Below are 26,794 nucleotides of genomic sequence, written 5' to 3'. Positions count from 1 at the left end.
CCCCTTTGTACGTGTTGAGTTCGAGCTTGCCGCTTGCGCGGTGCAACCTCTCCCGCTTGCGGGGCAGGTCGGCGCGAAGCGCCGGGTGGGGGATGTCTCCTCTTGGGGATTGTCCCATTGTGGAGACACCCCACCCCGGCCCTCCCCGCAAGCGCGAGAGGGAGCGCACCTTTTTCGTGGCATCAGTGCATGAAGCCGCGGTGGTTGTTGCCGCCGTTCATGTTTGACTGGTTCATCGATTGACGGACATTGTTGCCGCCGCTCACGATCCGGTTGGTCGCGTTGAGCTGCGGGCGGGTGTTCTGCACCTGCACCTTGTTCACCGGGTTGTTGTTGAGCCCGACGCCGTTGTTGATATGGATCGGGTTGTTCTGCGTCGGGACGTTCGCGGGCTTCGCGCCGACCGTCGTGCCGGCCTTGCCGATCGTCACCGGCATGCTCACGACCTTGCCCGCCGCGCCGGTATTGGTGTTGGTCACCGGCAGCGTCACGATCTTGCCGATGCTGTTGTTGTTTGCTGCCGTGTTGGTCGGTGCGGGCAGGGTGACGATCTTGCCGAGGTTGCCCTCGACCGGCTTCTGCACGACAGGCAGGTTCACGTTGGTCTGCGCGCCATTGCCCTGCTGGATCAGCGGCATGTATTTGGGCTGGCCGAGATTGCCGATCTTGAGCGTCGGGGCAATGTTCTGCGGGGCGAGGAATTTCGTCGCCTGCATCAGGGGAATCAGCTTCGGCTGTGCCTCGAGCTTCAGCGCGACTTGCGCGTAGGGGCTGTTGCCGTAGCTGTCGTAGAAGGCCTTGTAGTCGAGCGGCGAGTTCGCCAGCACCGCCTGGTGCCAGGCCTGCGTGAGCAAGAGGTTCGCAAGCAGCCAGCGGATGTGATCGCACAGCGGGTCGTGCGGATACATCGCGACGAACTCCTGATAGTATTCAGGCTTGCCCTCCGACAGCACATAGTCATATGCTTGGCGCGCCGTGCGGCTCGGCAGGTTGGATGCCATCTGCACGACAGGCGCATGCACCGGCGCGCGGTTGGCGGCGACGGCCGTGTCGCCGAAAAAGGTGAAGTCGGAGGTGAGCGAGGAACTCTCCCAGGGCACTTGCGCGCCGCTGGTGGTCTGGTTGACCGCCAGGCGCACGCGCTTGAACAACTGCTCGATCGGCACGTTGGGCTCGCGCGCGATGTTCAGGAAGGCCTGCGTGTAGGGGCTGTGGCCATTGGTGCCGTCGAGCGCCTCGGCGCCCGGCGCAGTCGAATAGCCGACGATCGAGCCGTTCGGCGCGTCAACGATGGCAAGGCCCCGGCCGGCGTCGTTGACGCCGGGGAACGGGTTGTTGCGGCAGGCATCGAGGATGACGATACGCATCCGGCTCGGGATCGTCTCGAGCGTTGACATGACGTCGACCAGGCGGACCGAGTCGTTGACGAGCTCGGTTGGCTTCGACACCTTCGCGTCGACGGGGACGAGGTAGTTCTCGCCGGCAAGCTGCACGCCATGACCGGCGTAATAGACCATCGCCACCGTGTTCGGGCCGCGCGCGGACACCTTGGCCGAGAAATCCTGCACGACGCGCAGCATGTCGCTCTGGCCGAGGTCGGTGGCCGAGATCACCTCGAAGCCGGCCGAGTTGAGGAATTGCGCCATCGACTGCGCGTCATTGTCGGGATTGGCGAGCTGCGGCGCGTTCTGGTAGTTCGAATTGCCGATCACCAGCGCCACGCGCTGTTCCGGGCCTTGCAGCGTGGTCGGGGCGGGTTCGACAGGGGCGACTTGCGCGGAAGCCGGGCCGCAGGCGAAGCCGAACAGGCTTCCCAGCAGGCCAGCCGTCATCAGGGCGGATGTCATGCGGAACATGGGGTGTGCTCCCTCGGGGCTGATCTCGATGCGAGATTGGTTGCGAGGAAGCTAGGTCGCGTTCGAATCCTGGTCCGTGATCGCAATCACGATGGCGCGCTGCGTGATCTGAATCACACTCGGGAGCCGGCATGTTCATTCAGCTTGGAAGTGCAGGCCCCAACTTGCCGTGTCGTTGCCGCCGAGACGTGGATTGGTCAGGGGTCTCCTGGCATTGAGAATGGGCAGCAGGCGCGGATCGTGAAAGCGGGCGTAGTACGGCTCCATCCAGGCGAGATCTCCCTGAAAGGTCCACGGGAAGAGCTGCTGTGGATCGTGAGTCAGCATGCTGAAACTTTGCTGGTTTTGAACCGCGCGAATGATCAATTCGGCGAGGCGCTGGATCGCCCTGTCGTTCTCCGCGTAGAGATCGATCTTCCGGCGGCTTGCCAGCTCGGCACAGAACACCAGCGGGATGAGTGCCGACGCTCCGGTGCGCTCCAAAACTTTCCCTCACACTCCGTCATGCGAGCGCAGCGAAGCAATCCAGAATCCCTCCGCGGAAAGACTCTGGATTGCTTCGGCGGAGAGCGCGTCCCCCTTACGAGAAGAACGCGATCTTCTCGGCCTGGGTCATGCGGCGGATCGGCGCCAACGCATCGTTTGCGGCGGGGCGGGGCTTTTGCACGATGCCGCTGGCGAGGATGGTGGCGCCGAGCGAGGGCTCGGGAAGGGGGGACGGCATCGGCAGGCTCGCGGACGGCGCTGCGGCGAAGGTAGCCACGGCCGCCATCGCGGGCGCCGGCTGCTCCATCATTTCGGCGGCGGCTTCCGCGATGGCCTCGGTGAGGCGCGCGAGCGATTCCATCGCGATCGGGGCGTCGGTGACCGGCTGCTCGGCGACCGGCTCCTCAACGTGTGGCGCGGTCGGCGCCTCCATGGCGACCGGCTCCGCGACCTCCGCAATCATCGGCTCGGGAACGGCTGCTCCCACCTCCATGGGCTCGGCGATCGCGTCGAACTCCGGATCGGGCGCGGCCATCTCCAGCGCGATCGCCTCGAGGATGGCTTCGTCCTCGGCTTCCGCGGCAGCATCGAGCGGGAATTCGTCGGTGACCCCGGCGACGCCCACGGGATCGGCGAGGCTGTCCTCGAGCGCAGCAAGACTCTCTTCCGCGACGGCGTGGCTTTCGGCGATCTCGGGCGCGCCGGCGACGTCCATCGTCTCCCCGGCGGCGCCGCTCAGGTCGGCGGCGGCCTCGGGCTCGGGTGCGATCTCCTGTGGCGCCTCCGTAAAAGCCACGGGCGCTTCACCCGCCATCGCAGCCGGCGCCTCGATAATTGGGGCTTCTGCCACCGGCGCTGTGGACTGGGCGGGCGCAGGTCGCGCCGCGGCCTGCGGCACCGCGACGCCATCTGCTTCGGTCTGCTCGATCCGGTCCTTGAGCAGATCGAAGGCAGCCTTGAGGTCGCCGCGCGGGTCGATCGCCGACACCTGGGCGCAGGCCGCCTCGATCGAGGCGAGCTGAGAATCAATCAGGTCGCAGATTCGCCCATCGGCGCCGATCTCGCGCCAGCGCCAGGAGATCTCCTTGATGATGCGCACGCCGCGCGTGACAGGTGCGAGGCCGGCTTCGATCGCGGCAGGATCGAACGCCTTGCCGGCGGCGCTCTCGGCGTCCTCGACCGCGCGGCGGATCGCGGCCAGGGCTTCGGGCAGGCGGTCCACCACGACGGGTTGTCGCTGTGCCGCAAGGGTTTCCTCGATTTTCGCGACCGCATCGAGCACCATGCGCGTGTCGGCGTTGCGGTTGCGCTTGGCGTATTCGCCGAGGAACCAGCGTCCGCGCGCGGTCTCCATGAAGGCTTCGCGGATCGCGTCGTAATCCTGCTCGTTCGGCTCGGCCGCGCGGGCAGACATAGGCGAAAGGGCGAATGCTTCAGAGGCCATGTCAATCTCGTCGCGCAAATCACTGCGCGTTGCTGTAACGATCACCACGATATCGACCGAATCGCAATTGGTTTGATGCTACCCGAATCACAAATCCCCATCGCAGCCTCGGTCAAGCGGCGATTCGCCGTGCGGCTCGCGCTGTTCTATTCGGCAGTGTTCGCGGTATCAGGGACGCATCTGCCGTTCTTCCCGCTCTGGCTCAAGGCGATCGGCATCGACGCCTCCTGGATCGGCCTCATCAATGCGCTGCCGGCGCTCACGCGCTTCACCACGTTGCCGCAGGTCACCGCCATTGCCGAAAAGCGGCATGCCATTCGCGGCGGCATGATGATCTCGGTGCTGGGGACGGCAATCGGCTTTGCTGCCGTCGGCTTGCAGCAGCAGCCGTTGGAGCTGTTCGTGATCTACGCACTCACCTGCATGATGTGGACGCCGACGACGCCGCTCACCGATGCCTATGCGCTGCGGGGCGTTGCGCGTTACGGGCTCGACTACGGTCCCCTGAGGCTGTGGGGCTCGGCGGCGTTTGCGGCCGCGGCGCTCGCCTGCGGTTATCTCGTCGACATCATCGCGGCGCGCGATCTGATCTGGATCATCGTTGCGTGGGCCGTCGTCACGGTCCTGGTCAGCCTGCTGCTGCAACCGCTCGACGATGCCAGGCGCAAGACGACCGGGACGCAAGCCGATAATGCGCTGCTGCGCGATGGCGGCTTGTGGGCGGTGATCGCATCAGCTGCGCTGATCCAGGGCAGCCACGTCGCCTACTACACGTTCTCCGCCATCAACTGGCAACTCCACGGCTTGAGCGGGCTGACGATCGCGGGATTGTGGACGCTGGGCGTGATCGCCGAGATCATCGTGTTCGCGCTGTCGCCGCGCTTCTCGCTTCATCCGTCATCGCTGATGGCGATCGGGGGCTTGAGCGCCGTGCTGCGCTGGATCGTGACCGCGAACGAGCCGCCGCTCGCATTGCTCGCGATCGCCCAGTTCGGTCATGGCCTCACGTTCGGCATGACCATCGTCGGCACCATGAATCTGCTGGTGCAGCGCGTGCCGTCGCATCAGATCGCGCGCGGACAAGGCTATTACGCCGCATGCAGCGGATTGTTGAGCGCAACGACGTCGATCGCGTCAGGCGCGATCTATGCCCGCATCGGCGATGGCCTGTATTACGTCATGGCCGCGATGGCCGGCGCCGGCGCGCTCGTGATCTGGTCGGCGCGGCACCGGCTGATCGCTCAGCCCCAGAGCGAAGCGTCCGGCGGATAGACCAGGCTCTCGTCATAACGCAGTCCATGATCGCGATCGCGCGCCAGTAGCAAGGGACCATCGAGATCGACGAAGCGTGCCTGCGGCGTCACCAGCATGGCGGGCGCCATCGACAGCGAGGTCGCGACCATGCAGCCGATCATGATCTCGAAGCCGAGCGCCTGCGCGGCATCGGCCATGGCTAGCGCCTCGGTGAGGCCGCCGGTCTTGTCGAGCTTGATGTTCACGGCGTCGTAGCGCGCACGCAGCGGTGCAAGCGACTTGCGGTCGTGCACGCTCTCGTCGGCACAGACGGTGAGCGGTCGCTTGATCCGCGCCAGCGCATCGTCCTTCCCCGCCGGCAGCGGCTGCTCCACCAGGGTGACGCCGACAGCGGCACAGGCGGCGAGGTTGGCTTCCAGATTGGCCTCGGTCCAGGCCTCGTTGGCATCGACGATCAGTTCGGACTCGGGCGCTGCCATGCGCACCGCGGTGATTCGCCGTGGATCGCCGTCGCCGCCGAGCTTGATCTTGAGGAGCGGCCGGTGTGCAGCCTTGGCGGTCGCCGCAGCCATGGCCTCGGGCGTGCCCAGCGAGATTGTATAGGCGGTGGTGCGCTCCCCGGGCACGGGGCGGTCCAGCAGGCTCCAGGCCCGCCGGCCTGATGCCTTGGCCTCGAGGTCGATCAGGGCGCAATCCAGCGCGTTGCGAGCGGCTCCGGGCGGCATGGCGGCCTGGAGGGCCTGCCGCGTCAGCCCATCCGCCACGGCCGCCTGCATGGCCTGGATCGCGGCCAGGGTCGCCTCGGGCGTCTCGCCATAGCGGGGATAAGGCACGCATTCGCCGCGGCCGGTCAGGCCATTTTGCCTCACTTCGGCCACGACGGTGACCGCTTCCGTCTTGGCGCCCCGGCTGATCGTGAAACTGCCGGCGATGGGAAACCGCTCGATTCGCGCGGCGAGGACGGGAACTTTGCTGGTCATTTTGAACTCTGGCGAAAACTGAACCTGCTGGTTACCTCTAACAACTAACATTAACCAGTTGGGGATACCTTTTCTGGGTAAGGGCGCGTGCGCAACGATCTGATTTCCTCCGCCCTGGTATGGGAGCGGATACCTTGAGCGGCGATCCGAAGCTGGAACGGATTGCCAAAGGCAACGAGCTGGCCCTCTGCGCCACCGGAACCTGGACCGCGAGCTTCGCGCCGGTCCTGGAGCGGATGGTGGCCGACGCCGAGAAACTTGCCGGCGGCCCGCAAAGCATTTTCATCGACGTCTCCGAGGTCGCCAAGCTCGACACGTTCGGCGCCTGGCTGATCGAGCGGCTGCGCCGCAGCCTGACCAAAGGCGCCGTCGAGGCCCAGATCGCGGGGCTGTCCGCGAACTATGCGAGCCTCGTCGACGAGGTGCGCCGGGTCCGGGCGACCCCGGTGGTCGAAACCTCCGCGATCACCATCACCGGCATGCTGGAACAGATCGGCCGCGGCGTCGCGGGCCTTGGCGGCACCATCGCGAGCCTGGTCGACATGCTGGGTGCGGTGCTCGCGGCGGGCGCACATGTGCTGATCCATCCGCGCTCGTTCCGCCTGACCTCGACCGTGCACCATCTGGAGCAGGTTTGCTGGCGCGCGGTGCCGATCATCGTGCTGATCACCTTCCTGATCGGCTGCATCATCGCCCAGCAGGGCATCTTCCATTTCCGCCGCTTCGGCGCCGACATCTTCGTCGTCGACATGCTCGGGGTGCTGGTCTTGCGCGAGATCGGCGTGCTCCTGGTCGCGATCATGGTCGCGGGCCGCTCGGGCAGTGCCTACACTGCCGAGCTCGGCTCGATGAAGATGCGTGAGGAGATCGACGCGCTGCGCACCATGGGCTTCGACCCGATCGAGGTGCTGGTGCTGCCGCGCATGCTGGCGCTGGTGCTGGCGCTGCCGATCCTCGCCTTTCTCGGCGCCATGGCCGCGCTCTATGGCGGCGGCCTCGTCGCCTGGCTCTATGGCGGCGTCGATCCCGAAGCGTTCCTGCTGCGCCTGCGCGATGCCATCTCGATCGACCATTTCATCGTCGGCATGGTGAAGGCGCCCGTGATGGCCGCGGTGATCGGCATCGTCGCCTGCGTCGAGGGACTTGCGGTGCAAGGCAGCGCGGAATCGCTCGGACAGCACACCACGGCCTCCGTGGTGAAGGGCATCTTCTTCGTCATCGTCATGGACGGCGTGTTCGCGATCTTCTTCGCCTCGATCGGGATGTGACGATGGCGCAAGAAACTCAAAACGAAATTCAGAACCCCATCATCCGCGTTCGCGACATCACCGTGCAGTTCGGCGCGACACGTGTGCTCGATGGTCTCGACCTCGACGTCAAGCGCGGCGAGATTTTGGGCTTTGTCGGTCCTTCAGGCGCCGGCAAGTCGGTGCTGACCCGCACGATCATCGGCCTGGTGCCGAAGGTCGCAGGCTCGATCGAAGTGTTCGGCGTCGATCTGGATTCCTCCAATACGTCGCAGCGCCGCAACGTCGAGCGGCGCTGGGGCGTGCTGTTCCAGCAGGGCGCGCTGTTCTCCTCGCTCACCGTGCGGCAGAACATCCAGTTTCCGATGCGCGAATATCTGCGGGTGTCGCAGCGGCTGATGGACGAGATCACCATGGCCAAGCTCGCCATGGTCGGTCTCAAGCCCGAAGTGGCCGAGCGTTTTCCGTCGGAGCTCTCAGGCGGCATGATCAAACGTGTCGCGCTGGCCCGCGCGTTGTCGCTCGATCCCGATCTCGTCTTTCTCGACGAGCCGACCTCGGGCCTGGATCCGATCGGCGCCGGGGACTTCGACGAGCTGGTCAGGACGCTGCAGCGGACTTTGGGACTGACGGTTTTCATGGTAACCCACGACCTCGACAGCCTTTACACAGCTTGCGACCGCATCGCCGTCCTGGGGAACGGCAAGATCATTGCGGCAGGGTCGATTGCCGACATGCAGGCCTCGCAGCATCCCTGGCTGAGGCAATATTTCCATGGCAAGCGCGCCCGCGCGGTAATGAGTTGAGTAGCCGGAGCACCTGATGGAAACGCGGGCGAACTACGTATTGATCGGATCCTTCACGCTGGCGGTGATCGCAGCTGCGATCGGCTTCGTGCTGTGGTTCCAGTCGCTGCACACCACCAAGCAGCGGATGCCCTTCCGCGTCGTGTTCGAGGGACCGGCCGCGGGCCTGCGCAACGGCGGCAGCGTCAACTTCAACGGTATCCGGGTCGGCGAGGTGGTCTCGGTGAAGCTCGACAATCCGCGGCGGGTCGTCGCGCTCGCCATGATCGAGAACAACACGCCGCTGCGCAAGGACACTCTGGTCGGCCTCGAATTCCAGGGCCTGACCGGCGTCGCCGCGATCTCGCTCAAGGGCGGCGAGGAAGCCGCACCGCCGCCGCCGCTCGACGAGGACGGCATTCCGACGCTGACGGCCGATCCGAACAAGCTCCAGGACGTCACCGAGGCGATCCGCGGCACGCTGCAGAACATCAACAAGATCGTTGCCGACAATCAGGAGTCGGTGAAGAACTCGCTGAAAAATCTGGAGACCTTCACCAACTCGCTCGCGCGCAACTCCGAGAAGATCGACGGCGTGATGGCCAAGGTCGACGGCGTGATTCTCAAGGCCGACGGTGTGATGCTCAAGGCCGACAACCTCATGCTCGGCCTCAACACCCTTGCCGGCGGCAAGGATGGCGGCGAGCTGTTCCTGACGGTCAAATCGATCCGCGAGCTCGCCGAGGATTTCGACAAGCGCTCCGGCGCGCTGATGACGGACGGCCGTCGCACCCTCGGCGACATCAGCCGCGCCGTGAACAATTTCGACCGCAACCCGACCCGCGTGCTGTTCGGCGCCAGCAACAGCAGCGCACAACCGGCGCCGCCGCCGGCCGAACCGGCGAAGCCGGCGCCGGCCGCGAGTGGCAGGCGGCAGTAGAGTTTCATCGGCGGACCTCGGGCCATGACCCCAATCCGGGTTCTTTGCTCGCCTTGCAATGACGGGCTGAAACGAAAACGGAGGCCGTGAGGCCTCCGTTTGCATTCGCTATTCGCTGGGGGTCGCGTCTTACCCCAACCGTCCCGCCGCATGCGCGAGCAGGGTGTAGACCAGACCCGTCTCCGAGGTCAGGTGGCTGCGCAGCTCCTGCGGGCCACGGCCATCGCTGGCGACCTCGTCGAGCAGGCGTTCGAACTCGCTGATGTAGCGGTCCACCGTGCCCTTGAAGTTGCGATCGGCGCGGTACTTGCGGGCGACCTCGTCGAACGCCTTCTGGCCGGCGGGCGTGTACAGGCGCTTGGTAAAGGCCTTGTTCTCGCCGCGCTGGTAGCGGTCCCACATCTCGGCGGCGAGATTGCGGTCCATCAGCCGGCCGATGTCGAGCGACAGCGATTCCAGCGGATTGCCGCTGCTCTGCGCGGCCTGCGGCAGCGGAGCAGGCGCAGCCTGGCGGACGCGCGGAGCCTCACGGCCGGCCGGAGCAGGCGGGTTGGCATCGGTGCGGTTCAACAGGTCCGACAGCCAGCCGTCGCGGCCCTGGTCGTTGCCGCCGGGGGCGACCGGCGGAGCCTCGGCGCGGCGCGAGGCGGCGGGCATGCCGAGGTCCGGCGGCGGCAGCGTCGAGGCACTGCCGGTGTCGCGCATGCGGGTCTCGGTGCCGCGAGCTGCAGTCGCCATCACCGGCTCTTCCTGCCGCTGGACGGCGACGGACGCACGGCCCGTCGTGGTGACGTCGAGGCCGCGGCCGTGCTGGGCCACGATGCGGTTGAGCTCGGCGAGCGCCTCGATCTGGTCGACGATCACCTTGCGCATCTGCGCGGTGCTCTCGGCGGCCTCCTGTGGCATCTCGAGCACGCCGCGGCGCAGTTCGTTGCGGGTGGCCTCGAGCTCGTTGTGCATCTCCAAGGCCATCTGCTTCATGCTGGAGACGAGGTTGCTGAACTTCTCGGTCGACTGCTTGAACATCGCATCCGCCTCGTCGGTGGTTTGGCGGTAGATGTCGTGCATGGCGTCGAGGGTCTGCCGGTGCTCCTCTTCGGAGGCGGCCCGCACTGCCTCGAACTGGCGGGTGATCGCGGCCGAACCTGCGCCGGCGGTCTCGGCGACCACGCGGGCGATGTCGCGCGCACGCTCTTCGGCTGCAGCGAGCGACTCGTCGAGCAGCCCGGTGAAGCGCGACAGGCGCTGGTCGAGATCGGCGGTCCGCAGGTCGATGGTGGTGACGAGCGATTCCAACGCCGCCTTGCGTTCGGCAAGCGAGGCGGTGGTGTTCTTGTTGCTCTGCTCGACGACCTGAGCGGCATCGACCAGCGCCTTGCCGTGTGCGTCGAACTGGGTCGACAGCTCGCCGAGATCCTGCAGCGCCCGGGTGGTCTTGCTGTTGAACACGTTGAGCTGGTCTTCGAGGTTCTGCGTCGCAGCACCGTTGCGCGAGGTGACGTCGTTCATCGCCGACACGAAGTCGGCAACGCGCGTCACCAGCGCCCGCTCGAGCGAGTTCAGGTTGTCGTGCGCACCGGTCAGCACCTCCTGGAGCAGGATGTTGCCTTCGCGCAGGCGCTCGAACAGCGCGACCGTGTCGGTGCGCAGGATCTTGCTGGTCTCCTGCATCTCGGTGACGGCCGCGATCGAGACCTGACGCGACTGGTCGATCGCCGCGCGCGAGGCCGACTCGAGGTCCTTGAGCGACTTGCTGACCGCGCCGGTCGCGATCTCGCTCGCCGCGTTGATGGTGCGGGCGACTTCGTTGCCGTTGCCCATCATGGTCTGCGAGAAGGCCTGGCCGCGCGTCTCGATCGACTTCAGCGCGTCGGAGGTGACGCGGTCGATGTCGAGCGTGAGCTGGCTGGTCTTCGAGCCGATCGCGTCGACGAGCGAGCCGCGCTTGGCGTCGATCATGTTCGAGAGGCGGTCGGCCTGCTGCTGCACATAGGTGACGATCTCGTCCGTCTTGCCGGTCATGGCCTGGCCGAAGCTGGAACTGGCGGCGAGCACCGAGCGCTCGACGTCGGCCGAGCTCGACTTGACCCGCGAGCTCGCCTCGTTGGAGGCGGAGATCAGGGCGTTCTGGGCGTTGAGCGCGCTGGTCTGGATGTCGTTGGTCGCATTCGCCGTGGCCGTGCTCAGCGCGCGCTCGATCTCGGTCGAGATCATGCGGATCTGGCTTGCGGCGTCCGCCGAGGTCGAGGTCAGCGAGGTCTGGGCCTCGCGTGCGCTGTTGAGGATGGTGGAGGCGGTGTCGGCGCCGACCGAGGTCAGGGTACGCTCGATGTCCGTCGTCAGCGACTTGATCTGGCTCGCCGCGTCGGTCGAGGCGGTGATGAGCGTGCCCTGGGCCTCGCGCACGCCGCTGGTGAGCGCCTCGATGGTGGCTCCGCCGGCGGTCGCCAGCGCGCGCTGCATTTCGGCTGCGAGCGAGCGGACCTGGCCGGTCTGTTCCGCCGAAACCGCGAGCAGGGTGCTCTGGGCGTCGCGGGCGCTGGCCGTGATCGTCTCGGCCGTGGTCTGGCCGACCTGCGAAAGCGAGCGGTGCACTTCGGCCGCGAGCGACTTGACCTGGCTCGCCGCCTCCGCGGACGCGTTGACCAGGGTGCTCTGCGCCTCGCGGGCGCCGCCCAGGATGCTCTCTGCTGTCGATGTGCCAGCCATGGAGAGCGACCGCTGCACGTCGGCGGTAAGAGCCTTGACCTGGTTTGCCGCATCCGCAGATCCGGCGACGAGCGTGCTCTGGGCCTCGCGCGCGCCCGTCATGATGGTCTCGGCGGTCGAGGTGCCGGCCATCGAGAGCGAGCGCTGCACGTCGGAGGACAACGCCTTGATCTGGTTGGCGGTCTCGGTCGAGGCCGTGATCAGCATGCCCTGCGCGTCGCGGGCGCCGGCCGTGATCGCTTCCGCCGTGGAGGTGCCGGCCATCGACAGCGAGCGCTGCACGTCGGCGGTGAGCGACTTGACGTGGTTGGCCGCATCCGAGGAGGCGCTGACGAGCGTGGTCTGCACCTCGCGGGCGCCGGCCAGGATCGAGGCCGCGGTGGCCGAGCCGGCCGCGGACAGAGTGCGCTCGACGTCGGCCGCGAGCCCCTTGATCTGGTTGGCGGCATCGCCCGAGGCGGCGACGAGGGACGACTGCGCTTCGCGGGCGCTGGTCAGGATCGAGTTCGCGGCACCCGTGCCGACGGCGGTCAGCGCGCGCTCGACCTCGGCGGAGGTCATCTTGAGCTGGGCGTTGACGTCGGAGGAGACGGTCATGAGCGACTGCTGCGCGGTGCGCGCACCGGTCTGGATCGTCTCGCTGGTGTTGACCACGAGATTGGTGAGCGAACGCTCGGCGTCTTCGACATGCGAGCGGATCGCGGTCGAGATCATCTCGGCCCGGGACATCATGTCCTCGCTGGCCTGGCGGCCGCTGCTTTCGATGCGGCCGGCGACGGCCTCGACACGCGAGCCGAGCAGGTCTTCGAACTGCGCCACGCGGACGTCGATGTCGCTCGCGACCGAACCGACCTTGGTTTCGATCGCCTGCTGGATGTCCTGGAAGCGCGCCGTGACCGTGTCGGTCAGGTGCATGCTGCGGCCGTCGATGAGGTCGGCGACGCTGGTAATGCGGCGGTCGACTGCCTCGATCGCCTGCGCCGTACCGTCCGTGAGCGTCGAGGTAAGCAGGGTGAGGCGGGTGTCGATCGACTGCACCGCCTGCGAGGCGCCGCTGGTCAAGGCGCTCGTCAGATAGCTGAGGCGGCTGTCCACGGACTCCAGCGCCTGCGATGCACCGCTGTTGAACGTCGTCGTCAGATGCGTCAGGCGCGTATCGATTGCCTGGATCGTCTGCGAGGCGCCCTCGGTCAGCGTCGTCGTGAGGTGGGTGAGGCGGCCATCGATGGATTCGAGCGCCTGCGCCGCGCCGCCGGTGAGCGTCGTCGTGAGATGCGTCAAGCGCGTATCAACCGACTGGATCGCCTGGGCCGCACCATCGGTCAGCGACGTCGAGAGCGTGTTGAGGCGTTCGTCGATGGTTTCGGTTACCGACTTCGCACGCGCGTCGAACGACTGCTCGAGCGCGCCGACGCGCCCGCCGAGCTGCTGGTCGAACGTCTTGATGTGGCCTTCGATGGTGCCGTCGAGGCTGGCGATCTTGTCATTCAGCGAGGCGTCCAGATTGGCGACGCGTTCGCCGATCGTGGTCTCGAACTGCACCAGGCGCTCGTCGAGCACGGCCGTGATGGCGCCGCCGTTCGAGGTGAAGCGAGTGTCGAAATTATCGACATAGGTCTTCAGCGACTCGTGGATGTCCTGGGTGCGCTGGCCCAAGCGCTCGACGATCTCGCCGCCGAAGGTCTTCACGGTGCGGTCGAATTCGGAGATGTGGCGCGTGATCAGGGCACCCAGGGTGCCGGAATCGCGGGCGAACTTCTCGACCAGCTCGGACCCCTGGTTCTTCACCAGCTCGTCGAACGCGCTCATCTGCAGCGACAGCGAATCGTGCGCGGTCTCGGTCTGGCTGACGACCTTGGCGACCAGCGTGTTGACGGTGGCGTCGAGCGCCTCGCTCGCCTTGTCGCCCGAGGTCATGATCTGGCCGGCGAGGCGGTTGCCGGCGTCGTCGATCTTGGCGGAGATGTCGTTGGAGCGCAGCTCGAGCTCGAGCAGCAGCGAGTCCGACGAGTTCTTCAGGCTGTCGTGCACCTGCTCGGTGCGCTCGGAGATGCCGTCGACGATCGCGGCGGAACGCTGCTCGAACTCGCCGGTGATGCGGTCGATGCGTTCGTTCAGCATCTCGTGGACGCGGTCGGCGAGGTCGACGAACTCGTCGTGGACGTGGCCGGTCTTGAAGTTGAGGCTGGTGGTCAGTCGCTCGCTGGCGTCGAGCACCGCGCGCGTGGTCTCGGCGCTGGCTTCCTCGAGCCGGTCGAGCAGGTCGCCGCCGCGCTCGCCCAGCGCGAGGATCATGTTGTCGCCGGCGTGGCTCAGGGCGCCCGTGATGTGAGCGCCGCGCTCTTCCAGCGCGCCGGTGATGGATTTCGCGACCTCGTCGACGCGAGAGGCGATCGCGTCCGAGATCAGCGCGATGTCGTGACGAAGGTCGATCTGCACGCCGGAAATGGCGCTGCGGACCTGCTCGGCCTGGCCGACCAGGTTGTCGCGCTGATGCGCGATGTCCTGGAGCAGGGCGCGGATGCGGACCTCGTTGTCGGAATAGGCGCGTTCGAGCGCGGCGACCTCGTTTGCGACGAGTGTTTCGAGTTCGCCTGCCCGCGCGATGGCGCGCTCGATGCCGTCGCCCATTGCCGCGACCTCGCGGCGGATGGCCTGACCGACCGTGACCATGGAATCCGACGCCGAACCTTCCGGCTCGGAGAAGCGGATCGCAACCTGCGCCATCGCCTGCGCGACCTGGCTCATCTGCTGGCCGCGCCAGACCAGGCTGGCGAGGAAGTAGAACAGCATGATCGGCGCGAAGAACATGGTGACGAGGCCGGCGATCGCCAGCACGCCGCCGCTCTCGCCCATGGCGGCCCGGATCGAGGGCAGGAAGCCGACCGTCAGGGCGGCACAGGCGGCGAGCCAGATCACGGTGAAGATGGTCGCGCCGGTGTAGATGTTGCGCGCGGGGCGGCCCGTTTGCAGCGATTGGAGCAGCTGGCCGATGGTCGCGCGGTCGTCGTTGGCGGCGCGGCGCGAGGTGCGCGGTTCCTCGATCGGATCGAACACGGCGCGCTCGTTGGCGGCAGGCCGCGGCTCGAAGGCGGGCTCGCCGTCGAACACGGGGGGCGCGGGCGGTGGGACCGGCGGCGCCGTTTCGTTGCGCATCGAGGCGTTGCGGCTGGTATCGGCAGCCGTGTCGCTGATGTTGAGGGCTTCCTGGATCGCAGAAAGCGCAACTTCTGTGGGGTCTTTGACCTTTTTGGGAGTATTGGCCATGTTCAGTCCGAGCCCTCGTTACTTTTACGCGTTCCCCCGCGAGCCCTGCGCGCTACGCAAGCCCACAGACCGGATCATGCCGCTTGGGCGGATCTCCAAGCCGTCCCCACCCGGACGGCTTGTCCGCCAATTTCCGCAACATCCTATTGGCAGAGCGTCGCGAATGAAATGCCCGCGATTAAGACATTCTTAATCATCGTTAACAGGAAAAGGCCGTAACGCCTTAGCCCTAAATGAAATTCTCCACCGGACTCAGCCGATTGCGGCAACTTTTCGTCATTAAACGGGCGGTTTTGCGTAAATCGGCCGAAACGCTTCGTTAACCATTTCCATGCTTCGGTGGTCGGAACCGCCGGACCGGCGGACTATCGCGCGATGCCGGGGCCTGCGCCATGATGCCTGAACTGCAACGGATGGACTGGATGCCCTCGCCGCCGCTTGCGCCCTTCGACAGCCCCCTCGATCTCGACCATCTCTCGCGCATGACGCTGGGCGATTCCGAGATCGAGCAGGAAGTGCTTGCAATGTTCGCAGAGCAGGCGGTCCGCCTGATCGCCGCGATGACGGCGTTGCCGGCCGAGACCGGGGCGCTTGCGCACAAGCTCAAGGGCTCGGCACGCGGGATCGGCGCCTTTGCGGTCGCCGATGCGGCCGCCAGCCTGGAGACCGCGATCCGGATCGGCCAGAATCAGCCCCACGCCCTCGCCGCGCTGAAAGAGGCGGTCGCCGAGGTTCGCGCGGCTATTGCCGCGATGCTCAAGCACTGAGCCGGATCTCGCCGGAGCCGGTCCGGGCTGCGCACACACCCGTCTTGTGTTTCGACGCATTTTCCGCCCGCGAACCGGTATCCACTTCGCTTGAAAACGCTATGGCGCGGTCCGGATCGACCCGTTATAGGACAACCCGAACCTCCTTTTCCCCAGATCGCGGCAGCACGAGCACAATGGCCAAAATTCACTTTGTCGACCACAAGGGCGAAACCCGCACGGTGGAAATCGAGAACGGCGCGACCGTGATGGAAGCCGCCATCCGTAACAGCATTCCCGGCATCGAGGCCGAGTGCGGCGGCGCCTGCGCCTGCGCGACCTGCCATGTCTATGTCGACGAAGCCTGGCGCGAGAAGGTCGGCAGCCCGACGCCGATGGAAGAGGACATGCTCGACTTCGGCTTCGACGTGCGCCCGAACTCGCGCCTGTCATGCCAGATCAAGGTCTCCGACGAACTCGACGGGCTCGTGGTGGGCACGCCGGAACGTCAGGCCTGATCCTTGCTGCTCAAGTGCGCGGCGGCGCGACCTCGATGCCGCGCTTGTGCCAGGGCCTGAATTTCTCGACCACTTCCGCAGTCAGCGGTGCTGGCCGGCGCGTCGCCTCGTCGAGCAAGACGCCGACCGAGGTCGCCGAAGCGATGCACTTCCCTTCCGAAAACACGACCTGCTCGAAGGTCACCGACGTGCGCCCGAGCTTCACCACGCCGAGGCCGAGCTCGATCGTGTTCGGCCAGTGCAGCTCGGCGCGGAAATGGATGTCGAGCCGCACCATGATCCAGGCGAGGCCCGGCGGTGTCAGCCCGTACTCCGGACTCTTCATCAGCGTGACGCGGCCGGTCTCGAAATAGGTGGCATAGACCGCGTTGTTGACGTGCTGGTTCGGGTCGAGATCGCCGAAGCGGACGTTGTCGCTGAGGCGAAACGGGAAGTCCTCGAGGCGTGGCGTCGTATCGAGGCGGCTTGGTGCGTTCACCTGATGATCTCCGTCATATCCAGCCTCGTTACAGCCCAGTTATTTTGACCCGGCAAGTGGGTGTGCTTGCGGTGCGCTCCCGCTTTTATGCCTTCCCTGATCCATTCCCGTTGGCTAGACAGGCAGGGTCACCTCGGCCCGCCGGGCGCCGTCCAACCGATAATGACCGATAAAGAGACGACATGAGCGACGTGATCAAAACCGACGTGCTGATTATTGGCGCCGGCCCTTGCGGTCTGTTCGCCGCCTTCGAGCTTGGCCTTCTCGACATGAAGGCGCACTTCATCGACATCCTCGACAAGGTCGGCGGCCAGTGCGCCGAGCTCTATCCGGAAAAGCCGATCTACGACATTCCCGGCATTCCGCAGGTATCGGGGCAAGGTCTCACCGACGCGCTGATGGAGCAGATCAAGCCGTTCCATCCGACCTTCCATCTCGGCGAGATGGTCGAGACCGTCGAAAAGATCGGCGATCCCCTGTTTCGCTGCACCACCGACGCGGGCAAGGTGTTCGAATGCAAGGTCGTGGTGATCGCGGCCGGCGGCGGCTCGTTCCAGCCCAAGCGTCCGCCGGTGCCGGGTATCGAAGTCTATGAAGGCACCTCGGTGCACTACGCCGTGCGCAAGATGGAAACGTTCCGCGACAAGAACGTGCTGATCGTCGGGGGCGGCGATTCCGCGCTCGACTGGACGCTCAATCTGCATCCGGTCGCCAAGCGCATCACGCTCTTGCACCGTCGTGACGATTTTCGCGCTGCCCCTCACAGCGTCGAGCAGATGCGCGCGCTGGTCGCCGACGGCAAGATGGATCTGCGGCTCGGTCAGGTCACCGCGCTCTCCGGCGCCGACGGCAAGCTGACCGGCGCCACCGTCAAGGGCAACGACAACGCCGTCAGCGATATTGCCTGCGACGCCATGCTGCCGTTCTTCGGCCTGACCATGAAGCTCGGTCCGGTCGCGAATTGGGGCATTGCGCTCGAGAACAATCTGGTGCCGGTCGAGACGTCGGCATTCGAAACCAACGTGCCGGGCATCTTCGCCATCGGCGACATCAACACCTATCCGGGCAAGATCAAGCTGATCCTGTGCGGCTTCCACGAAGGCGCGCTGATGTCGCAAAAAGCCCACCGCTACGTCTATCCGGAGAAGCGGCTCGTGTTCCAGTACACGACCTCATCCTCGAGCCTGCAAAAGAAACTCGGTGTCAACTGACCGCGGCGCGAACGGGGCCGAGCGTCCCATGTTTCTGGTGCTGGAACCGTTCGCGAAATCGCCGTAGTCTGCGGCCATTGCAGTGGCGGCTTAGCAAGGTGATCATAATGCGGAATCTCGTTTCCAGCTTTCGGCTGCTCTCGCTGCTTACGCTGGGTCTCGTGCTGTCGCTCGGCGCAACAGGGAAGGCTGCCGCACAGCAGCCGACGGCTGCGGGCTTGTGGCAGAAGGTCGAGGACGGCAAGCCCGTGGGCTGGTTCCTCTTCATCGACCATAACGGCATTTTCGAAGGCGTGATTGCCAAGACGTTTCCGCGCCCCGGCGACAATCCGAGCGAGGTTTGCGCGAAGTGCACGGACGATCGCAAGAATCAGCCGGTGCTCGGGCTCTCTTTCATCCGCGACATGAAGCGTGACGGGTTGAAATATGAAGGCGGCAACGTCGTCAATCCGCGCGACGGCAACATCTGGAAGGCCAAGATGACGGTGAGTCCGGACGGTCAGGTCCTGACCATGCGCGGCTTCCTCGGCATCTCTCTGTTCGGCAAGGACGAGACCTGGCAGCGCCTGCCGGATTCCAGCATGGCCGAGGTCGATCCCGCGATCATCGCCAAATATCTCCCCGCGCAGGCCGCCGCGCCCGCGCCGAAGGCCGCACCCGCGGTCAAGAAGGGCGGCGCGATGATGATGGCGCCAGCGGCGAAGAAGTAGGCCGCCCGGCCGAGCCTTCGAGGCACCTGTTCGCCCTGGACGGACGCGGTGTCGGGCGCTCAGGTCACCGGCGCCGGATTGAACAGCGTGAGGTCGTTGTGGATGCCCCAGCGATCCGACCACGGCTTGGTGCGGCCGGAGGCAACCTCGAGGATCAGGCGGAAGAGGTCCCAGCCGGTTTCCTCGATGGTCTTTGCGCCGGTGGCGATGCCGCCTGCGTCGAAATCGATCAAATCCTTCCAGCGGCGCGCCAGCTCGGTGCGGGTTGCGACCTTGATCACGGGCGCGGCCGCCAGGCCATAGGGCGTGCCGCGGCCGGTGGTGAACACCTGCAAGGTCATGCCGGAGGCGAGCTGGAGCGTGCCGCAGATGAAGTCTGACGCCGGCGTTGCCGCGAACAGCATGCCCTTCTGCGTCGCCTTCTGGCCGGGCGAGAGCACGCCGGTGATCGCTGATGAGCCTGATTTGACGATCGAGCCGAGAGATTTTTCGACGATGTTGGCGAGGCCGCCCTTCTTGTTGCCGGGGGTTGTGTTGGCGCTGCGATCGGCGCCGCCACGGGCGAGATATGAATCGTACCAGGCCATCTCGCGCACCAGCGCCCGGCCGACGTCTTCGTTGATGGCGCGGCGGGTGAGGAGCTGGATGGCGTCGCGCACCTCCGTCACTTCCGAGAACATCACGGTGGCGCCGGCGCGCACCAAGAGGTCGGCGGCGAAGCCGAGCGCGGGGTTCGCAGTGACGCCCGAGAAAGCGTCGCTGCCGCCGCATTGCAGGCCGACCACGAGATCGGACGCGGGGCAGGTCTCGCGGGTGCGTTTGTCGAGGATCTTCAGGCGGGCCTCGGCTTGCGTCATGATGGCATCGACGATCGCGCCAAATCCGTCGAAGGCTTCGTCCTGCATGCGGACGATGGCATCGCTGACGCCCTCCGGCACCAGCCGTTCGGGCGCGAGTTTTTCACATCCCAAGCTGATGACCAGAATCTCGCCGCCGAAATTCGGATTGAGCGCGAGGTTTTGCAGCGTGCGGATCGGCACGACGGCATCGGGCGCGGTGATGGCGACGCCGCAGCCATAAGCATGCGTCAATGGCACGACGTCGTCGACGTTCGGATAGTTCGGCAGCAGCTCGGCGCGGATGCGCTTCACCGCATATTCCATCGTGCCCTTGACGCATTGCACCGAGGAGGAGATGCCGAGGATGTTCTTGGTGCCGACGGATCCGTCCGGATTGCGAAAGCCCTCGAAGGTGAAACCTTCGAGCGGCGGCAGCGGTGCGGGAACGGCGGTGGAGATTTCGAGCTTGTCGAGGGCAGGGGCCTCAGGCATGCGGATGCGCGCCTCATCCACCCACTCACCGGCCAGAATCGGCGAGAGCGCGTAGCCGATCACCTCACCGTAGCGGATGATCGGCGCGTCCTGCGCGATGTCGACCAGAGCGGTCTTGTGCCCTTGCGGCACAAAGGCACGCAGCGTCAGCCCGCACGCGAAGCGGGAGCCGGCAGGGAGCCCGAAATCATTGACGACGATCGCGACATTGTCGCGCTCGTTGAGCTTGATGTAGCGGGGCTGCTCTTTCGCTGCGACGTCCTGGTCCATGGAGGACTCCAAAGTGTAGGGTGGCTAGCCCTGCGATTGCGCGGAGCGCAATCGCAGGGCGTAACCCACCAAGGTCTCTGTCCGCGGAAGCAGAAGAGGTCGGTTACGCCGGCGGACCGCGCTTTGCGCAGCCGCTGCGCCAACCCACCCTGCGATCGTGGCCCGTCAACCCGGATAGGTATAGGCGGTCTTCACCGTCGTATAGAACTCGCGTGCGTAGGAGCCCTGCTCGCGGGCGCCGTAGCTCGAGCCCTTCCGGCCGCCGAACGGCACGTGATAGTCGACGCCGGCGGTGGGCAGATTGACCATCACCATGCCGGACTCGCTGTTGCGCTTGTAGTGCGAGGCGTATTTCAGGCTTGATGTGCAGATGCCGGAGGCGAGGCCGAACTCGGTGTCGTTGGAGATCGCCAGCGCTTCCTCGTAGTTCTTGGCGCGGATGACGGCGGCGACGGGCCCGAATATCTCCTCGCGCGCGATGCGCATGTTGTTGTTGGCTTCGGTGAACAGCGCCGGTTGCAGGTAGTGGCCGGGGTTGTCGCGCTTGAGCAGCTCGCCGCCGAAGGCGAGCCTGGCGCCCTCGTCCTGACCGATCTTGATGTAGCGCAGGTCCTGGTCCAGCTGGCTCTGGTCGACCACGGGGCCGATATGCACGCCGGCCTTGAGCGCGTCGTCCACCGAGAGGCTGTTCAGGCGCTCGGCCACCGCGGCAACGAAGCGGTCATGGATGCCTTCGGTGACGATCAGCCGAGACGATGCCGTGCAGCGCTGACCGGTCGAGAAGTAGGCGCCGTTGACGGCGACTTCGACAGCAGTCTTCAGGTCGGCGTCATCGAGCACGACCAGCGGATTCTTGCCGCCCATCTCCAGCTGGAATTTCTTCATCGGGTTGGAGAGCACGCAGGCCTGCGCGATCTTGCGGCCGGTTTGCACCGAGCCGGTGAAAGAGATCGCGGCCACATCGGGATGGTCGAGCAGGGTCTGGCCGACCACGGAGCCGGAGCCGACCACGAGGTTGAACACGCCGGCCGGAAGGCCTGAGCGGGTGATGATCTCGGCGAGCGCGTGTCCCGAGCCGGGCACCAACTCGGCCGGCTTGAACACCACCGTGTTGCCGTAGCAGAGCGCGGGCGCAATCTTCCAGGCCGGGATGGCGATCGGAAAATTCCAGGGCGTGATCATGCCGATGACGCCGACCGGCTCTCGCGTGAGCTCGACGTCGATGCCGGGACGGACGGACGCGCCCTTCTCGCCGATCAGACGAAGGGCTTCGCCGGCGAAGAACGCGAAGATCTGGCCGGCGCGGGCGACCTCGCCGATACCCTCGGGCAGCGTCTTGCCTTCCTCGCGGGCGAGCAGGCGGCCGAGCTCTTCCTTGCGGGCGAGGATTTCGGTGGAGATCTTGTTCAGTGCATCGTAGCGCACTTGCGGCGTCGACTGCGCCCAGGCGGGGAAGGCGGCTTTCGCTGCCGCGATCGCCTTCTCGGTCTGCGCCTTGTCGGCCTTGGCATATTCGCCGACGAGGTCGTTGGTGTTGGAGGGGTTGATGTTCTTGGTGACGCCGGAGCCGTCGACCCATTCACCGCCGATGAAGTTTTTCAGGATCGCAGTCATCTCTTCCTCCAGAGTTATTTAACGCACGAGGCAGGGCCGCTTGTCGTCAAACGTCCAGCCGGGGATCAGGTCCTGCATGGCCATGGCATCATCTCGGGCGCCGAGTCCATGCTGCTTGTAGAGTTCATGCGCGGCCTCGATGGCCGCACGGTCGATCTCGATGCCGAGGCCCGGACGATCCGGGACCGCGATCCTGCCGCCCTTGATCCGGAGCGGCTCCTTCGTCAGTGCCTGGCCATCCTGCCAGATCCAGTGGGTGTCGATCGCAGTGACCTTGCCGGGGGCGGCCGCGCCGACATGGGTGAACATCGCGAGCGAGATGTCGAAATGGTTGTTGGAGTGCGAGCCCCAAGTCAAGCCGTTGTCACGGCAGGTCTGGGCAACGCGCACTGAGCCTTGCATGGTCCAGAAATGGGGGTCGGCGAGCGGAATGTCCACCGCACCGAGCCGCAGCGCATGGCTGAGCTGACGCCAGTCGGTCGCGATCATGTTGGTCGCAGTGGGAAGGCCGGTGGCGCGGCGGAACTCGGCCATGATCTCCCGACCGGAGAAGCCGGCCTCGGCGCCGCAGGGATCCTCGGCATAGGCGAGGATGCCGTGCATGTTCTTGCAGAGGCCGATGGCCTCATCGAGCGACCAGGCGCCGTTCGGATCCAGCGTGACGCGGGCATTGGGGAAGCGCCTGGCGATGGCCGTGACCGCCTCGATCTCCTGCTCGCCGCGGAGCACGCCGCCCTTGAGCTTGAAATCGGCAAAGCCGTAATGGTCCTGCGTGGCTTCCGCCAGCCGTACCACCGCCTCCGGCGTCATTGCCTCCTGATGGCGAAGGTTGAACCAGTCGGGCTTGCCGGTCTCGCCCTTGACGTAGTCGAGCTTGGACTTGTTCCGGTCACCGACGAAGAAGAGATAGCCGAGCGTCTCGACGCTCTTGCGCTGCTGGCCTTCGCCGAGGAGCGCTGCGACCGGCAGATTGAGATGCTGGCCGAGCAGATCGAGCAGGGCGGATTCGATCGCAGTGACGGCGTGGATCATCACGCGCAGATCGAAGGTCTGCTTGCCGCGGCCGCCGGCATCCCGGTCGGCAAAGGTCGTCCTGACGTCGGCGAGGATGTTGTTCATCGCGCCGACGGTCTTGCCGATCACGAGATCCCTGGCGTCCTGCAGCGTCTGCCAGATCTTCTGCCCGCCTGGCACCTCGCCGACGCCGGTGTGGCCGGCATTGTCGGTGAGGATGACGATGTTACGGGTGAAGAACGGTGCATGCGCCCCGCTCAAATTGAGGAGCATGCTGTCGCGGCCTGCGACCGGGATCACCTGCATCGTTGCGACGACCGGCGCGCCGGGGATCGGCACCCCGGAGATCTCAGTCTGGGCCATTGCACGCTCCTCCCTGCATCCTCGAGTTATTCTGCGGCCTGTTGTGTCGATCCTGCGGCAGGCAGGTTCCTCACCAGCGCGGCCAGTTCCGCCATCTCCTGCTCGGTGAGATCGGTCAGCGGCGAGCGGACCGGGCCGGAATCGCGGCCGATCACCTTCATGCCGGCCTTGATGATCGAGACCGCATAGCCCTTCTTGCGGTTGCGGATCTCGATCAGCGGCAGGATGAAATTCTTCAAGCCGGCGCGGATGGTCGCGTGATCGCGGCTGCGCACCGCGGCGTAGAACTTGGTGGCGAACTCAGGCACGAAGTTGAATACGGCCGACGAGTACGTCGTCACGCCCATGTCGAGATAGGGCAGCGCGAAGGTCTCGGCGGTCGGCAGGCCGCCGACATAAGTGAGGCGGTCGCCGAGCTTGGTGTAAACGCGCGTCATCAGCTCGATGTCGCCGATGCCGTCCTTGTAGCCGACGAGGTTCGGGCAGCGCTCGGCGAGGCGGGCGAGCGTGTCGGGCTGGAGGATGGCATTGTCGCGGTTATAGACGATGACGCCGATCTTCACGGAGGCGCAGACGGCCTCGACGTGGGCGGCAAGGCCTTCCTGCTCGGAATGGGTCAGATAAGGCGGCAGCAGCAGCAGGCCGTCGGCGCCGGCCTTTTCCGCGCCGATTGCGATCTCGCGGGCGATGGCAGTGCCATAGCCGGTGCCGGCGAGCACGGGCACGCGGCCCTTGGTCTCGTCGACGGCGACCTTGATGACGGCGGGCACTTCGGTCGGGGTCAGCGAGAAGAACTCGCCGGTGCCGCCGGCGGCGAACAGGCCTGCAACGTCATAGCCGCACAGCCAATCCATGTTGGCGCGGTAGGTCGCTTCGTCGAACGAATAGTCTGCCTTGAACGGCGTGACGGGGAAGGACAGGAGGCCGGAACCGATCTTCTGGGCCATTTCCTGCGGGGTCATCTTGCTCACGGGCGCTGCTCCCTGCTCTCGTGTTGTCGGGGACGCAAGTGAAATCCGCGCGTCCATGCGCTGGTGTTTAGGAGACGGTTCGATGCGCGTCCAAGCCAAAGCCTATATCAACTGATACGGATTCAGCATCAATCTTCCATGACGTCCGCGGAGGACAATTCGCTCGCGATTTTGACCAGCGCGGACAGCAGCGGATTCTCGTCGTCGCGGCGCCACACCATGAAAAGCTCGACCGGAACGCGGGTGCGCAGCTTCAGGGGACGCAGCCGGACATCGGAGATTTTCAGCCCGGCGGCGGCGGCCGGCACGATGGCGAGGCCAAGGCCGGCGCGCACCATCGCGAGGATCGAGTGGATCTGGCTGAGGTGCTGGACGTAGCGCGGCAGGATGTCGGCGCGGGTGAACAGCGCCACCAGCAGATCGTGGAAATAGCGGCTCTCATAGGGCGAATACATCACGAAGGGCTGGCCGTCGAAATCCTTGATCGTGATGCTGTCGGCATTGGCCAGCGGATGCTTCTTCGGGATCGCGGCGAGCAGGGGCTCGGCGACGACGCGGCGGCTGGCAACCTCGGGCCGCGCGATCGGCGGCCGCAGCAGGCCGGCGTCGATCTGGCCCGAGGTCAGCGCCTCGAACTGGTCGCCGGAGACCATTTCCTTCAGCGAGAAATCGACCTCCGGCAGCTTGGCACGGCAGGCCGCGACCAGTTCGGGCAGGAAGCCGTAGGCGGCGGCCGCGGTAAAGCCGATCTTGAGCGAGCCGGTCTTGCCGAGCGCGATGCGGCGGGCAACCTGCGAGGCGCTTTCCGCAAGCTTCAGGATGCGGCGGGCCTCGGGGAGGAAGCTGCGGCCGGCCGGGGTCAGGCGCACCGAGCGGCTGGTGCGCTCCAGCAGCGGCGCGTCGATGATGTGCTCGAGCACCTGGATTTGCCGCGACAGCGGCGGCTGAGTCATGTTCAGCCGCGCGGCGGCGCGGCCGAAATGCAGTTCTTCCGCCACCGTGACGAAACAGCGGAGCTGGTTGAGGTCGAACATCGATACATGTCTTAGATGAATAAGGCGTTTCCCCGGCACTTCTAGCATCGATCATCCCCAAAACAAAGACGGCGGCCTTTTAGAGCCGCCGTTGAGTTGCCTGTCCCACTCCGATGACTCGGAGCGCTCAGGAGGAGCGTTTGAGCACCACCCGCTCGATCTTGCCGACGACCACGAGATAGGCGACCGCAGCCACCAGCGCGTTGATGCCGACGAACACCAGAGCCCCGTTGAACGAGCCGGTCGCGGCCACGATGTAGCCGATCACGATGGGCGTGGTGATGGAGGAGAGGTTGCCGAAGGAGTTGAACAGGCCGCCGGAGACGCCGCCGGCCTCCTTGGGCGAGGTGTCGGAGACAACAGCCCAGCCGAGCGCGCCGATGCCCTTGCCGAAGAAGGCGAGCGCCATGAAGCCGACCACCAGCGCCTGGCCGTCGACATAGTTGCAGGCGATGATCGACATCGACAGCAGCATTCCTCCGACGATCGGGATCTTGCGCGCCATGGTCAGCGAACCGGACTTGCGCAGGATGGCGTCGGAAATGACCCCGCCGAGCACGCCGCCGATGAAGCCGCAGAGCGCCGGCAGCGTCGCCACGAAGCCGGCCTGCAGGATCGACAGGCCGCGCTCCTTGACCAGGTACACCGGAAACCAGGTCAGGAAGAAGTAAGTCAGCGTGTTGATGCAGTACTGGCCGAGATAGACGCCGATCATCATGCGATTGGAGAGCAATTGGCGGATATGGTCCCATTTCGGGCCGGAGTTCGCCGCTCGCGCGTCCTTCAGATCGTTCTTGGGCGCATCGAGATCGACCAGCGCGCCACCTTCCTTGATGTAATCGAACTCGGCCTCGTTGATCGAGGGATGCTCCTTCGGACTGTAGACGGTCTTGATCCAGACGAGGCCCATGATGATGCCGAGCCCGCCCATCACTGAGAACACGTAGCGCCAGCCGTAGTCATGGGCGATCCAGCCCATCAGCGGTGCGAAGATCACGGTGGCGAAATATTGCCCCGAATTGAAGAAGGCCGATGCGGTGCCGCGCTCGTTGCCGGGAAACCAGGCCGCGACGATGCGGGCGTTGGCAGGGAAGGACGGCGCTTCCGCGACGCCGACGAGAAGCCGAAGCGCAAACAGCACGACGACGGCAGCGCCGGCGCTGAGGAAGCCGATCCAGCCCTGCATCATCGTGAACAGGGACCAGACGATGATGCTGAAGGCATAGACGAGGCGTGAGCCGTAACGGTCGAGCAGCCAGCCGCCTGGTACCTGCGCGACGACATAGGACCAGCCGAACGCCGAGAAGATCCAGCCCATGGCGACGGGATCGAGACGGAGCTCCCTGGACAGCGCGGAGCCGGCGATCGAGAGCGTGGCGCGGTCGGCGTAATTGACGGTCGTGACCAGGAACAGCATGGTCACGATGAACAGCCTGACGCGAGACCTCCTCACGTCCGTCGCGGACACCACTGCGCTCATCGTGCGCCTCCTTGGACCTTGAAATGTTTCCTCACGGCGACTCCTAGAGGCGCGCGCGGGAAAGTGTCCAAGTTCAAGGGAGTATC

20 protein-coding genes are annotated in these 26,794 nt (G+C 65.7%); 8 read left to right on the top strand and 12 right to left on the bottom strand.

Annotation, left to right across the window (positions count from 1 at the left end):
- Positions 1-182: 182 nt before the first annotated feature.
- From ACVW16_RS06930 to ACVW16_RS06920, 3 genes are all read right to left on the bottom strand, one after another.
- Positions 183-1,856 carry a caspase family protein gene (locus ACVW16_RS06930; protein WP_456735703.1) on the bottom strand — a complete coding sequence of 558 codons (1,674 nt, stop codon included), beginning with the start codon at positions 1,854-1,856 and terminating at the stop codon, positions 183-185.
- Positions 1,857-1,991: 135 nt separating this feature from the next.
- Complete coding sequence (locus ACVW16_RS06925) at positions 1,992-2,339, bottom strand: alginate lyase family protein (RefSeq protein WP_456735702.1); 348 nt, start codon at positions 2,337-2,339, stop codon at positions 1,992-1,994.
- A gap of 97 nt (positions 2,340-2,436) precedes the next feature.
- Complete coding sequence (locus ACVW16_RS06920; protein WP_456735701.1) at positions 2,437-3,786, bottom strand: hypothetical protein; 1,350 nt, start codon at positions 3,784-3,786, stop codon at positions 2,437-2,439.
- Between the two features lie 75 nt (positions 3,787-3,861).
- On the opposite strand from ACVW16_RS06920, the gene ACVW16_RS06915 reads away from it, so the two are divergent.
- The gene (locus ACVW16_RS06915) at positions 3,862-5,058 is read left to right on the top strand and encodes an MFS transporter (RefSeq protein WP_456735700.1); all 1,197 of its coding nucleotides are present in this window, start codon (positions 3,862-3,864) and stop codon (positions 5,056-5,058) included.
- Here the strand turns inward: ACVW16_RS06915 and dgcA are convergent.
- Complete coding sequence (dgcA, locus tag ACVW16_RS06910) at positions 5,028-6,020, bottom strand: N-acetyl-D-Glu racemase DgcA (RefSeq protein WP_456735699.1); 993 nt, start codon at positions 6,018-6,020, stop codon at positions 5,028-5,030. The two genes, ACVW16_RS06915 and dgcA, sit on opposite strands and share 31 nt — an antisense overlap.
- A 134-nt stretch (positions 6,021-6,154) precedes the next feature.
- Here dgcA and ACVW16_RS06905 point away from each other — a divergent pair, with 134 nt between their 5' ends.
- Genes ACVW16_RS06905 through ACVW16_RS06895 form a run of 3 tightly spaced genes read left to right on the top strand, consistent with a single transcriptional unit; the run spans position 6,155 to position 8,992 of the window.
- Positions 6,155-7,288: an MlaE family ABC transporter permease gene (locus ACVW16_RS06905; RefSeq protein WP_456735698.1), complete on the top strand. Its 1,134-nt coding sequence runs from the start codon at positions 6,155-6,157 to the stop codon at positions 7,286-7,288.
- Between the two features lie 2 nt (positions 7,289-7,290).
- Positions 7,291-8,073: an ABC transporter ATP-binding protein gene (locus ACVW16_RS06900; protein WP_456704570.1), complete on the top strand. Its 783-nt coding sequence runs from the start codon at positions 7,291-7,293 to the stop codon at positions 8,071-8,073.
- 16 nt (positions 8,074-8,089) lie between these two features.
- Positions 8,090-8,992: an MlaD family protein gene (locus ACVW16_RS06895; RefSeq protein ID WP_456704569.1), complete on the top strand. Its 903-nt coding sequence runs from the start codon at positions 8,090-8,092 to the stop codon at positions 8,990-8,992.
- A 129-nt stretch (positions 8,993-9,121) separates the two neighbouring features.
- Here ACVW16_RS06895 and ACVW16_RS06890 read toward each other — a convergent pair whose 3' ends face one another.
- The gene (locus tag ACVW16_RS06890; protein ID WP_456735697.1) at positions 9,122-14,968 is read right to left on the bottom strand and encodes an apolipoprotein A-IV repeat region-like domain-containing protein; all 5,847 of its coding nucleotides are present in this window, start codon (positions 14,966-14,968) and stop codon (positions 9,122-9,124) included.
- Positions 14,969-15,360: 392 nt separating this feature from the next.
- On the opposite strand from ACVW16_RS06890, the gene ACVW16_RS06885 reads away from it, so the two are divergent.
- Entirely contained in the window at positions 15,361-15,735 is a 375-nt protein-coding gene (locus ACVW16_RS06885; RefSeq protein WP_456735696.1) for an Hpt domain-containing protein, read from the top strand.
- Between the two features lie 176 nt (positions 15,736-15,911).
- Positions 15,912-16,232, top strand: coding sequence for a 2Fe-2S iron-sulfur cluster-binding protein (locus ACVW16_RS06880; protein WP_092228188.1), 321 nt, complete (start codon positions 15,912-15,914; stop codon positions 16,230-16,232).
- Positions 16,233-16,242: 10 nt separating this feature from the next.
- Here the strand turns inward: ACVW16_RS06880 and ACVW16_RS06875 are convergent, their stop codons facing one another.
- Positions 16,243-16,710 (bottom strand): acyl-CoA thioesterase, encoded by a 468-nt coding sequence (locus ACVW16_RS06875; RefSeq protein WP_456704566.1) that lies wholly within the window; start codon positions 16,708-16,710, stop codon positions 16,243-16,245.
- Between the two features lie 182 nt (positions 16,711-16,892).
- Between ACVW16_RS06875 and ACVW16_RS06870 the strand changes: the two genes are divergently transcribed.
- Positions 16,893-17,921: an NAD(P)/FAD-dependent oxidoreductase gene (locus tag ACVW16_RS06870; RefSeq protein WP_456738716.1), complete on the top strand. Its 1,029-nt coding sequence runs from the start codon at positions 16,893-16,895 to the stop codon at positions 17,919-17,921.
- A 107-nt stretch (positions 17,922-18,028) separates the two neighbouring features.
- Complete coding sequence (locus ACVW16_RS06865) at positions 18,029-18,631, top strand: DUF2147 domain-containing protein (RefSeq protein WP_456704564.1); 603 nt, start codon at positions 18,029-18,031, stop codon at positions 18,629-18,631.
- A 59-nt stretch (positions 18,632-18,690) separates the two neighbouring features.
- Here ACVW16_RS06865 and garD read toward each other — a convergent pair whose 3' ends face one another.
- The 6 genes from garD to ACVW16_RS06835 form a co-directional block, all read right to left on the bottom strand.
- A complete protein-coding gene (gene garD, locus ACVW16_RS06860) occupies positions 18,691-20,232 on the bottom strand; it encodes a galactarate dehydratase (protein ID WP_456704563.1) in 1,542 nt (513 codons plus the stop codon).
- 165 nt (positions 20,233-20,397) lie between these two features.
- On the bottom strand, positions 20,398-21,846 hold the full coding sequence (locus ACVW16_RS06855; protein ID WP_456735695.1) for an aldehyde dehydrogenase family protein: 1,449 nt from the start codon (positions 21,844-21,846) through the stop codon (positions 20,398-20,400).
- An 18-nt stretch (positions 21,847-21,864) separates the two neighbouring features.
- Positions 21,865-23,223 carry a glucarate dehydratase gene (gene gudD / locus ACVW16_RS06850; protein ID WP_456735694.1) on the bottom strand — a complete coding sequence of 453 codons (1,359 nt, stop codon included), beginning with the start codon at positions 23,221-23,223 and terminating at the stop codon, positions 21,865-21,867.
- 26 nt (positions 23,224-23,249) lie between these two features.
- Complete coding sequence (gene kdgD, locus ACVW16_RS06845; RefSeq protein ID WP_456735693.1) at positions 23,250-24,194, bottom strand: 5-dehydro-4-deoxyglucarate dehydratase; 945 nt, start codon at positions 24,192-24,194, stop codon at positions 23,250-23,252.
- A gap of 128 nt (positions 24,195-24,322) precedes the next feature.
- On the bottom strand, positions 24,323-25,228 hold the full coding sequence (locus ACVW16_RS06840; protein WP_456704559.1) for a LysR substrate-binding domain-containing protein: 906 nt from the start codon (positions 25,226-25,228) through the stop codon (positions 24,323-24,325).
- 127 nt (positions 25,229-25,355) lie between these two features.
- Positions 25,356-26,708, bottom strand: a complete 1,353-nt coding sequence (locus ACVW16_RS06835) for an MFS transporter (protein WP_456735692.1) — start codon at positions 26,706-26,708, stop codon at positions 25,356-25,358.
- Positions 26,709-26,794: the final 86 nt, after the last annotated feature.

The organism is Bradyrhizobium sp. USDA 4474, assembly GCF_054057515.1.
The sequence above is the reverse complement of the archived record's forward strand: the minus strand, read 5'-3'. Positions and strand labels throughout refer to the sequence as shown.